Source organism: Aquimarina aggregata (genome assembly GCF_001632745.1).
In the GTDB taxonomy this organism is placed as follows: Bacteria; Bacteroidota; Bacteroidia; order Flavobacteriales; family Flavobacteriaceae; genus Aquimarina; species Aquimarina aggregata.
In genome coordinates this window covers 1-12186 of the sequence record NZ_LQRT01000015.1, presented here as the reverse complement: position 1 = coordinate 12186, position 12186 = coordinate 1, and the positions used below count along the sequence as shown (strand labels likewise).

Here is a 12186-nt window from a genome sequence, read left to right as displayed (position 1 = left end):
TAAAATAGTTTTAGGATTCTGTTTCTAGTTTTTACTACCCTAAATTTACTAAGAAAAGATCACTTGCAATTCCATCACTTAAAAACTTTCCTTTTTTAGTAACCAATAAGGTGTCACCATCTAAAAATAAGAGATGTTCTTCTATGTTTTTTTGCGCTTGTTTGAGTAAATAATCTTTATACGCGATCCCGAATTCTTGCGATATTTTTTCTAAAGAAACTCCCCAGATAGTTCTCAAGCCAGTCATTATATACTCGTTGTACCGGTCTCTTATTGACAGTTCTTCAACTTCATTTGGCAGAATGTTTTGTTGCAGTGCATTTATATATTTTATGTTGTTATTAATATTCCAGCTTCGTTGTTTTCCATTATACGAATGTGCAGATGGGCCAATTCCCAAATAGGCTTTGTTTTGCCAATATGCAGTATTATTTTTACTGAAATATTTAGGTTTACCAAAATTAGAAAGTTCATAGTGTTTAAAACCTTCATTTTCTAATGTAGCCGTCAAAATTTCAAAGTGATGTTGCGCAATATCGTCGTTTACTGGAGGGATTTTTCCTTTTTCGATTAATTTTGGTAAGGCTGTATTAGGTTCTACGGTTAGCGCATAGCAAGAAATATGTGGTACTTTAAAGTCTAAGGCAAGTTGGATGTTTTGTTTCCAATGATTAATAGACATATTGGGTATGCCGTAAATTAAATCAATTGAAATATTATCAAATAGTTGAGTAGCTAATGATAAGCAAGATTTGGCTTCATCGGCATTGTGAGCCCGATTCATAAGCTTAAGGTCTTGGTCAAAAAAAGACTGTATTCCTATGCTAAGTCTATTGATAGGACTACTTGCTAGGGATTTAATTTTTTCTGGAGTAAGATCATCAGGATTTGCTTCGACTGTTATTTCGGCATCTTTAGAAACCGTATAATTTTCGAAAATAGTATTAATAATCACTAAAAGTTCTTCGGTAGTTAATACTGTTGGGGTACCTCCTCCAAAATAAATAGTCTGTATAATTTCGTTGTCTAATATTTCAGGACTTCTTAGCACAATTTCATTACATATAGCAGAGATCATATCTTCCTTTTTTTTCATGGATGTCGAAAAATGGAAATCACAGTAGTGACATGCTTGCTTGCAAAAAGGGATATGGATATAAATTCCAGACAAATTAGTTAGTGTTTAATTAGAGAAATTGGCATTAAATTTTCTATGAACGCTATACTTTAATAAGAAATAGTTTAAGCAAAAAAAGACAATACATTACGAATTTGATATTTTTGAAAATTACGATTGCCAATTCATTTTTTAACGCGTTTCTCATTTTGTTTTACAAAAGATGCCCAACCTGTATAACTTTTTCCAACAATATCGGCCCGACCCATATTGTAAAAATGACAAACTGCTGCGGCGAGACCATCGGTTGAATCAAGATTTTTAGGTAAAGTTTTAAGTTTTAAAAGACTTTGTAACATTTTAGCAACTTGTTCTTTACTAGCATTACCATTTCCGGTAATCGCCATTTTGATTTTTTTTGGAGAATATTCTGTGATAGGAACTTCTCGACTTAAACCTGCTGCCATTGCTACTCCTTGGGCTCTTCCTAATTTTAACATGGACTGTACGTTTTTGCCAAAAAATGGAGCTTCAATAGCAATCTCATCGGGATGATAGGTGTCTATTAGTTCTATAGTACGCTCAAAAATAAGTTTGAGTTTTAAATAATGATCATCGTATTTGCCTAACTGCAACTCATTAAGTTGCAAAAAAGACATTTTTTTGTTAATTATTTTTATAAGTCCAAATCCCATGATGCTCGTTCCGGGATCAATGCCTAATATAATTTTTTCGTCGTTCAAATTTTGTATAGTATTTTGGATATTACAAAATTACGTAATTCATGTTTAGTAATACGTTTAATCGATACGTATTACAAGGGGGAGCTTGTACAATGCAGTTACAGGAGTACCACGTTTATGAGCAGGAGCCACTTTTGGGAGTGAATTAATGGCTGTTTCTAATAAATCTTTAAGATTAGGGATTTCTGACTCAATACGGTCTGGGATTTCAAAATCTTTTAAAAGGATTTGACTGTTTTTAGTAATGAGTACAGGAATCCAAACAGTATCGTTAATTCTTTTTTTTACTTTAATGGGTTGATCAGATAAAAACTGATGAAAATGTTTTGTAATTGTATTTTGAAAACATAATTCTAATTCTTCTTCGATACTGTTTTCACAAGGAACAAATAATGGGGGCTGTTCTACTTCATCCCAATTAAACTTGTCGAGTTTTTCCTTAACTAATTCTTCTTTTTTATCTTTTTTAAGAACAAAATAATTACAAGAAGAAAATGTAAATACGAGCAAGCTAATATACCAAATGCTATTCTTCATTATTTATGAACTATTTTGAGTGACCAAACTACAGAAAATTTTAAGAGTTTAAAACACATTTGTAATTATTCTGTAAATCACGATAGTTAAGTTTTTGTATAGATGTTATTATACAATTAAATCATTTAAATGATCTTTTAAAGAAACATCTTCTGGTATGTTCATTTTCTTTTTTAGTCTTTTTCTTGCCATTTTTACAGCATGAGTAGAGACACTAAGTAATTGAGCAGATTCTTTAATAGATAAATTAAGTTTTATTAATAGACAATGCCTCATATCGTTCGTAGATAGATCTGGAAATCGCGTATGAATTTGTGCTGTAATACCGGGATATTGCGATTCTATTCTATTTTTTATAATAGTAAGATCAGAAGAAGACGATATAAATCGGCCTAGCCCTTTTTCTGCTTCGATAATTTCTTCTTTGTTGTCATATTTTATTGCCGAAGCTAAATTGTTTTTAATGGTAGTAAGTTTATTTAATCTTTCATTTACAGAGATCATGGTTGCCAAAAACTCTTCTTCGCGACTTTGGATATGATTTTCTAAGATTTTTTTCTCATTCTCTTCAAGTAATTCTACTTTTTTCTGATTCTTATTGTTTTTGTCATAAAAAACAAAGGAAAGAAATATAAACAATAGACTACAAAACCCTATAAATAGAGTGATCATAAGGTATCGTTTTTGTTTTTCGTTTTTATAAGTCAAAAAGTCATTGTCTCTAGTTAGTAATTCATTTTTATATTCTTCTTCTACTAATTGTACTTTTCCTTCAGAAATTCTGGACATATCTTTATACCCCTTACGATATAGACTATCTATTATAGCACCATATTTCTCGTAGTAATCGGCAGACATATTCCAGGATTCCATCCTTTTATATATCGCTGCAAGATTTTTGTATGAAAAAGCAATATCCATTGGGTCTTCGGGGCTTTGAATAAGTACATTTTTAAAATGGAGTATTGATTTATTTGGATTATCAAGAGAATTGTAAATTTTGCCTAGAACTAATGCATTGGTAGCGGCATACGAACTTAATTCGGGTTTATGATTCAAAATTTCTTTAGCTTCTAAAGCTTTTTCAAGAGCAAGTTTGTAGTTTCCTAAACTTCTATAAGCATCTGCTATTAAGGTCATTAAATTGGTTATTTCTCCTTTGTCTTCAGAATTTTCTATTGCCTTTAAGTTTGCACTCCACCAATTAATAGCTTGTCCATATTCTCTTTTATCAAAGTATGCAGCACCCAATTTTGAATACAATTTATATTTTAGATTGGCTTGATTTACGATGGTAGAATCTTGCAATAATTCTTTAGAATAAGCCAATACTTTATCTGGTTGCCCTAGCGCTAAATGACAATCTAAAATTTTCATTTTAGAATCTAATGCATCTTTTTTGTTTGCTAGTTTTAGTTGTATTTTGTTGGCTTTATGGTAGTATACAAGTGCTTGATAATGTAGTCTTTGGTTATCTAATATAGTTGCTTTTCTTACATATATATGTGATAGATTTTCTTCTAAATCAGGATGTTGTTTTAAAATATTCTCACTTTTGTCATATACATAATTTGCACTATCAATCATAGAATTGTTAGTGTAATAAGTTCCAAGGTTCATGAGGCTTTGTATTTCGCCCTTAGTATAGTTTATTTCTTGAGATAAAACAGTAATTTCTTTTAACAACTCTGCACTACCGATTAAGTCTTTTTTTGCCACTTCCGAAAGGCTATCAATATATTTGATTTGGAGTGATTGATTTAAAGAGTCTTGAGAGTGGATATTGCTTAACGCGAATAGTGCATAAAAGATCAGCGATTTTTTGATTAGGTGTTTCACTTGATTTTGGGGGTTTATTATATTTCTTTATTTATTTACGTATTAGAACAATAATAGTACGCTTTATGTATTCCTTTTTTCAACTATGTACCCCTAATGTATCCCAACTTTTAGTAGAATTATGTGTTTTAGAAAAGTAAATTTGAAGTGTCGCTTTGTATAGTTTAAATATTCTTATTTCGGAGCTAAGAATACTTTAAGTGAGATACAATCAAAATACATTCAATTTTTACCAACACGATAAAATCCAAGGCTATTTATTTGTCAAGTATTTTAATGATAAAACAGGTTTTGTATTAAAATAATGATTCCTTATTATTTGATATAAATATCAAGTAAAAGTACAACCTAAATCTGTAAGATAAATTAGTGTGTTATGACAATATACAGATTTATTACAGATTTGTAATGTATGTTGCAAACGAATTTTTTTGAAATCGATCTTAAAAAGACCTTACAAAAGCATATTAAATCGGCTTTTATTAAGTACTATGAATTTTTTGAAATCTATATTATTTTTATGTGTTTTGTTAGTTGTTGCTGAGCAATCTATAGCTCAAACGACCGTGTATTCTTCTGCAAATAAACATGCAAAACGAAGTTTTGACTCAAACACAAATAAACAAGATTTAATCATAGATAAAGTAACTTTTAAGAATGTATCCAACACGCTAAATATTAAAACAGACTATACAGTTAATTTAGAATGTATTGCCTCAAGGGATCGAGAAATTGCAGTTAGTTTTTGGAAAAACAATATTTGGTTAGGTAGCAAAATTGAGCGTATTTCTAAAGGTTTCCATGATAAAAAAATAACTATAAAATTATATACTGAACCAGCTTTGGGAAATGATTATATGTATAAGGCACATATTAGACCAATCGGAACAGATTGGCAAAAAGCTTTGGATACCGATCAGGTAAAGAATATATCTATTGAGACTAATGAGATTAGATCATTAAATGATGATATGTCTGATATAAATGTTTCTCAAGAAGATCTAAAGATTAATACAAAACATAAAATACCTTATATAATTACCGAAACAACAATAAAGTTGTCACCTAATCCCGCTAGAGATATAATAAATATACATAACGTAAAAGGCGCTTCATATATATATGTTTTGGATCAACAGGGGAGAGAGGTTTTAAGAACTACAGTAGAGAATAATCTAAAAAACAAGACTCTTGATATTTCGACCTTACAAGATGGTTTCTATTTTGTAGCTGTAGATAATAGGGCTATAATTAAATTTTTAAAGACATAAAATAATACAAGAATTAAAAGAACAATTCTTTTAATTAGATATCATATTAAACACAAACTCAAATTTACCTAAAATGAAAAAAATTAAAATAAATACACTTTTTTAAAGTAAAAAGTAACCTTCAGTTGTTATTTAAATATAGGACGCTAACAAACATCACACAGAATAGCAATACCACAACGCTATTTAAAATTGAAACGCAAATTCAGTCCTAATGAAAACTAACAAAAAGTTCTTGGTGTCATGGTATCCAAGAATGATTTCTTTTATTTTCTTATTGATGCTATTTCAATCTGGATTTTCTCTGATGTGCAGAGATTCAGTATTGGAAGAGATAGCTGTAGATGTTGAAAATGACTTTTTCGAAAGTCAAGGTAAGGAAATCATAATATATCCAAATCCAGAATTTCATACAATTTTTATTGATGGTATAATACCAGATTCAAGTCTGACTCTGAGTAACGCCTTTGTTATTTCTTTATTTAATGATAATCTAACAGATTATGTTTTAAGTATTGATAATACCTCTTGGTATATGTTGCCTGCGTCTTAAAAAAGTAATCAAAATTTTTAAAATACTAAATAATTAATTCTTTAAAACCTTTACATATGAAAAAGATAATTAGATCAAGTGCAATACTGTTATTGTGTTTGATGTGTGGCACAATGACTGCGCAGTTTAACTATGGAGAAGCCTTGCAAAAGTCGCTTTTCTTCTACGAAGTTCAGCAATCGGGTAAGTTGCCGAGTTGGAACCGAGTAAGCTGGCGAGGAGATTCTACCATGGAAGATGGATCTGATGTTGGATTAGACTTAAACGGGGGTTGGTTTGATGCAGGAGATCATGTTAAATTCAATTTTCCAATGGCATTTAGTGTTACTTCTTTAGCTTGGGGAGGTATTGAATTTGAAGATGCTTATCGAGATAGTGGTCAATTAGATATTCTAAAAAGAAATCTTCGTTTTGTTACCGATTATTTTATAAAGTGCCATACCGCACCAAATGAACTATATGGTCAGGTAGGTAATGGTGGTATTGATCATGGATGGTGGGGTTCACCAGAAGTGTATCCTAGAGCAAGACCATCATATAAAATTGATGCAGCTAATCCAGGTTCTGATCTTGCTGCTGAAACTGCAGCGGCAATGGCAGCCATGAGTATCTTAATAAAATCAGATGACCCTGCTTATAGCGCAACTTTAGTAGAACATGCAAAACAACTATACGATTTTGCCGATACTTATAGAGATGAATACTCAAACTCTATTACAGATGCAGCAGGTTTTTATAGATCTTTTAGTAGCTATAATGATGAAATAGTTTGGGGAGCAATTTGGATGTATAAAGCAACAAATGATACAAAGTATTTGACAAAAGCAGAAGCAGAATATGATAACCTTCAGAAAGAAGGACAAAGTACTACTTCTAAATATAAAGAAGCTTTTTCTTGGGATGATAAAGCATATGGATGTTATTTATTATTAGCCCAGATAACAGGAAAAGATAGATATGTACAAGATATTGAGCGTAATCTGGATTATTTTGCTCATAACGTAAATGGAGAATCAGTTCCCACTACACCTGGTGGACTTCCACATCTTAGACAATGGGGTACAATTAGATATGCGTCTAATCAATCTTTATTAGCTTTAATTTATGGAGATAAAGTAACTACAGATCCTGTTAAGCAAGCTAGATATACAGGTTTCGCAAAAAGAATGGTAGACTATGCTTTAGGAGATAATCCTATTAATAGAAGTTTCATGAATGGTTTTGGGAACAATCCTGCCAACGATCCGCATCATAGAGGAAATAGTGGAAACTGGACGAATAGCGATAGTGGCCCACCAACAGCAGCAAGTCATATTCTTTACGGAGCAGTGGTAGGAGGACCAAAAGAACCAAATAATGATAGTTTTGTTGATGATAGAGGAGAATTTGTAGCGAATGAGGTTGCCTGTGATTACAACGCATGTATCACTGGTGTTTTAGCCAGAATGTATGGAAAGTTTGGAGGAAACCCATTACCTGATTTTCCAGTTGATGAAATTCCTAGTAGAGCCGAGATTCGTTCATTTTCAAAATTTAATAGTAATAATGCATTTGGAACTACCATTAGTATAAATATTCAAAACAGAAGTGCTTGGCCTGCAAGAGTTACAGATAAATTAAGTTATAGATATTACTTTGATATAGCTGAGGGTGTTGCTGCTGGAAAAACAATAGCAGATTATGATATTTCACTTAATGGAATTGGTGGTAATGCAACTATGACTATTAAGCCAGCAGGAGGAAGTGTGTATTATGCCGAAATCATAAATCTACCTTCAATTGCTCCTACAGGAGATCCTGCATTTAGAACAGAAACACAAATTAATATTAGAGTAGCAAACGGTGTGCCTTATGATACTGCAAATGATTGGTCTGCTCAAGGGCTAGCTAATGGGGCAGTAGAAAGTGTGAATATTCCGGTATATGATAATGGTGTTTTGGTATTTGGTAATGAGCCTGATGGAGGAAACACACCAACAGCGTCATTTACGGCAACACCAGAATCAGGAATTGCACCTCTAGAAGTTAGTTTTGACGCTACAGCATCTTCAGATCCAAATGGAGATACGCTCACATACTCTTGGGACTTTGGTAACGGAGAAACGTCAACATCAGCAACTCCAAAAGTTACTTTTATAGAAATCAAAACCTATACAGTTACCCTTATTGTAAGTGATGGAACGAATACTTCAACGCCTGTAACAAAAGATATTGTAGTTTCAGATGGTAATATTGCGCCAGTAGCTAATTTTACTGCTACGCCAACAGCTGGTATTGCTCCTGTAACAGTTAGTTTTGATGGTTCTGCATCTACCGATGAAAATGGAGATACATTAACTTATGCATGGGATTTCGGAGATGGAAACACTGCAGTTGGTGCTACGGCTACTCATATTTATGCTTTAGTAGGAGATTATACAGCGACATTAACAGTAAGTGATGGTAGCAAAACAGGAACAACAACCGAGGTTATCAAAGTTACCGATGGCAGTCCAATTGCATCTTTTACAGTTAGTGCAGAGTCAGGAATTGCTCCATTAACAGTTAGTTTTGATGGGTCTGGATCTGTAGATCCTACAGGTGGTACGCTTACTTATTCTTGGGATTTAGGAAATGGAGAAACGGCAACTACTGCAACAGCTACTACAACATATACGACAATTGGTCAATTTATAGCAACACTTACAGTAACTAATGCTACAGGAGATTCGTCTGTAACTACCAAAACGATTAACGTTACCGATGGTAATACAAGTTGTGCTTTTGGAGCTCCTTTAGCAAATCCTTTACCAACAATTCCGAATGCTGCTTATACAAATATTTATGTTTTGGGAACTGGTGGTCCTGATCTTAGTAACGTTACTAACTTTACAATTAATTGGGACTTAGCCAATAATGGTTTATGGCAATTCTCTATGAATACAAACGATGGTGTTCCAAGTTGGTGGAACAATTTCTTGCCAATAGTGACACAAAATTTTAATGCAGCAGAACCAGCAATTACAATAACAGGTTCAGGATTTACAGGATTAGATGGAGAGTATTGGGCGACAATGGATGCAGATAATTTTGTATTGGTTTCTAAGACAGGAGGATTTACTATCTACTTCAGCACAGCTACTACCGCTCCTAATTGTGGTGCGGCCATTGCAAAAACAACTGCAGTTGCTGATGTGGTTATAAGTCCTAATCCTGCAACAAACTTTATAAATGTGTCTATCCGCAACAATGCTGCAAAAAGTACTAGTGATATCATTGATGTACGAGTTAGATTATTTAATCTAACAGGAACGGTTGTTAAAACACAACACATTAAAAATAGAAGTGAGAATGTATTACCTGTCGAAGATTTAGAGCCGGGAATATATATACTAGAGACTTATGATTCTGTATTAAAACAAAGAACACAGAACAAAGTAATTCTTCAGTAAACAATTTTTTTAATTAAAAAAAGAGAGAGGTTTTTCTCCTCTCTCTTTTTAACTAACTAAAGCGTACAAATCTAGTAAGCTCTTTTTGAATTAAAAATCTATAAAAGAGATGTTTAGGTTTTATAAATAAGTCTTTTTGCTCAAATCTTTGAGTTAGAATAAAAAAACTGACTTTTTTTAAAGTAAAAAGGAAGCCTTAGTTGTTATTAATATAGAACACAAACAAACTTAAAAATAGAATAGCAATTACCACAACGCTATTCAAAAGCTAAACTCTAATTAATTAAGAACTTAATCCTTATGATGATCAATTACATGACCTTGATACTAGCTTGTCAATGTATAAGCATCTTTACCTTATTTAAGATACTGTATCGTTTAAAACTTTCCTGTAAAACAATCAGCGAAAAAATAAATTGAATCTAAAGGATAATTCTTCTTATGAATTTATGCAAACAAGCATAATTGACTAGTTCTCTTTTTTGATAGATAAATAGTTGGTTAACTCATTGTGTAAACTAAATAGTGAATCTTAAAACCCTATAAATATGAAAAAAATGAATGAAAAAGAAGCAATAACTACAATGATTATTGCACTTAATGTTAATGATATAAACCAATTATTAACAAAAAATATATAACCCCCTCAAACTTTTAAAATAAAACTAGAACGATTATGAAAAACATTATTAGATCGGGTACAGTATTATTATTGTATTTGATGTGTAGTACGATGACTGCACAATTTAATTATGGAGAAGCCTTGCAAAAGTCCCTATTATTTTATGAGACTCAGCAGTCAGGTGTTCTACCAGATTGGAATAGAATTAGTTGGCGATCGAATTCTGGAGTCAATGACGGAAAAGATGTAGGTCTTGACCTTACCGGTGGATGGAATGATGCTGGAGATCACGTAAAATTTGGATTTCCAATGGCATTTTCTGTCACAGCACTTAACTGGGGATTTTTAGAATATAAAGATGGTTACGATGCTGCGCAGCAGACAGAGCACTTTAAAAGAAACGTTAAATGGGTAACAGATTATTTTATAAAATGTCACCCATCACCTAATGTTTTTTATGCTCAGGTTGCCGATAGTAAATCACAAGATCATAACTTTTGGATGCCGGCAGAAATGGTTGATGTACACCCAATGTATGGTCAACGTAAATCTTATGCATTAACAACTACTAAGCCAGGAACAGAAGTTGCTTGTGAAACAGCAGCAGCATTAGCCTCAGCTAGTATAATTTTTAAAGATAGTGATCCTGCATATAGTGCAACATTGCTAAGACATGCAAAAGAATTATATGAATTTGGAGATAAATATAGAGGATTATATAATGAAGATGGAGGGATTCCAGCTACAGGAACATATTCTTCGGGTAATTTTCAAGACGAATTAGCTTGGGGTGCACTTTGGTTGTATAAAGCAACAGGAGAGCAGAAATATTTAGATAAGGCTGAAGCAGAATATGCACAACCAGATTTTTTATGGAGTCTTGTTTGGGAAGATAAGTCTTATGGTAATATGGTTTTATTATCAATTATTACTGGAAAAGAAAAGTACAAAGCAGATGCCGAACGTCATTTAGACTGGTGGCAAAAAGGTGGAGGAGTAAGTTACTCTCCAGGAGGTCAAGCACACTTGACACAATGGGGATCTTTGCGTCATGCAATGAATGCTTCTTTAACCGCATTAATATATAGTGATAATGTGGCTACACCTAAAAAACAGCAATATCATGATTTTGCTGTATCTCAGGTAAGATATGCATTAGGTGATAACCCTAATAATAGAAGTTTAGTTACAGGTTTTGGTGTAAATCCACCAACAAAACCACATCATAGAGGTCAACATGCAAGTTGGTCAAGAAGTTCTGCTAACCCAGTAGAATCAAGACACACAATGTGGGGAGCTTTAATGGGAGGTCCTATGGCTGCAAATGATGCTTTTGTAGAAGATAGAGATGATTTCCAAGCGAACGAAGTTGCTACCGATTATAATGCTTGTTATCAGGGAGTATTAGCAAGAATGGTTATGGAATTTGGAGGTACACCACTACCAAACTTTCCACAACCTGAGAAAGCAGGTATAGAATTTATCAACGAAGCTAAAATTAACAATGACCAATCTCGATTTACTGAGGTTGCAATTTGGTTAAATAACCGTTCTGCTTGGCCTGCAAGAGTTGCAAATAAATTAACTGCACGTTATTTTGTTGACATTTCTGAAGGGATTGCAGCTGGTTTTAGCGCCAGTGATTATACCCTTATAGCTCGTGGAGCAGGTTCTACAACATCACCAAACTTACAGGTGTGGGATGCAGGAAGTAATATTTACTATGCTGAAATAGAAGTTGATAAAGATAAAATGCCTTTCCCAGGAGGGCAAGGAGAATATAGAAGTGAAATTCAACTAAGAGTTTCTTTACCTAATGACGCACCTGTTGCAGCATGGGATGCTTCTAATGATTTTTCATACACAGGATTAAATAATAATCTTAAGATTTCTGAGAATATTCCTATCTATGTAGATGGAGTACTTACTGGTGGTAAAGAGCCAAACGGAGGTGATACACCTACAGCTTCATTTACAGCTACTCCAGAGTCAGGATTTTCCCCATTAGAAGTTAGTTTTGATGCTAGTGCTTCTTCAGATCCTAATGGTGATGCGATCACATATTCTTGGGAT

General features: G+C 32.9%; 8 protein-coding genes. 4 read left to right on the top strand and 4 right to left on the bottom strand.

Features of this window, described 5'->3' with window-relative positions; genetic code table 11:
• Nucleotides 1–34: 34 nt before the first annotated feature.
• The 4 genes from hemW to AWE51_RS14725 all read right to left on the bottom strand — a co-directional run bounded on the left by hemW (nucleotide 35) and on the right by AWE51_RS14725 (nucleotide 4236).
• Nucleotides 35–1171, bottom strand: a complete 1137-nt coding sequence (gene hemW, locus AWE51_RS14740) for a radical SAM family heme chaperone HemW (RefSeq protein WP_066314763.1) — start codon at nucleotides 1169–1171, stop codon at nucleotides 35–37.
• Nucleotides 1172–1302: 131 nt separating this feature from the next.
• The gene (ruvC, locus tag AWE51_RS14735) at nucleotides 1303–1860 is read right to left on the bottom strand and encodes a crossover junction endodeoxyribonuclease RuvC (RefSeq protein WP_082832456.1); all 558 of its coding nucleotides are present in this window, start codon (nucleotides 1858–1860) and stop codon (nucleotides 1303–1305) included.
• A gap of 57 nt (nucleotides 1861–1917) precedes the next feature.
• Complete coding sequence (locus AWE51_RS14730) at nucleotides 1918–2397, bottom strand: hypothetical protein (protein WP_066314756.1); 480 nt, start codon at nucleotides 2395–2397, stop codon at nucleotides 1918–1920.
• A gap of 108 nt (nucleotides 2398–2505) precedes the next feature.
• Complete coding sequence (locus AWE51_RS14725; RefSeq protein WP_157766110.1) at nucleotides 2506–4236, bottom strand: tetratricopeptide repeat protein; 1731 nt, start codon at nucleotides 4234–4236, stop codon at nucleotides 2506–2508.
• A 491-nt stretch (nucleotides 4237–4727) separates the two neighbouring features.
• Between AWE51_RS14725 and AWE51_RS14720 the strand changes: the two genes are divergently transcribed.
• The 4 genes from AWE51_RS14720 to AWE51_RS14705 form a co-directional block, all read left to right on the top strand.
• Nucleotides 4728–5507, top strand: coding sequence for a T9SS type A sorting domain-containing protein (locus AWE51_RS14720; RefSeq protein WP_066314752.1), 780 nt, complete (start codon nucleotides 4728–4730; stop codon nucleotides 5505–5507).
• A 214-nt stretch (nucleotides 5508–5721) separates the two neighbouring features.
• Nucleotides 5722–6060 (top strand): hypothetical protein, encoded by a 339-nt coding sequence (locus tag AWE51_RS14715; protein ID WP_066314750.1) that lies wholly within the window; start codon nucleotides 5722–5724, stop codon nucleotides 6058–6060.
• Nucleotides 6061–6116: 56 nt separating this feature from the next.
• Nucleotides 6117–9491: a glycoside hydrolase family 9 protein gene (locus AWE51_RS14710; protein WP_082832455.1), complete on the top strand. Its 3375-nt coding sequence runs from the start codon at nucleotides 6117–6119 to the stop codon at nucleotides 9489–9491.
• Nucleotides 9492–10167: 676 nt separating this feature from the next.
• On the top strand, nucleotides 10168–12186 hold a 2019-nt coding region (locus AWE51_RS14705), incomplete at its 3' end, for a glycoside hydrolase family 9 protein (protein ID WP_066314743.1).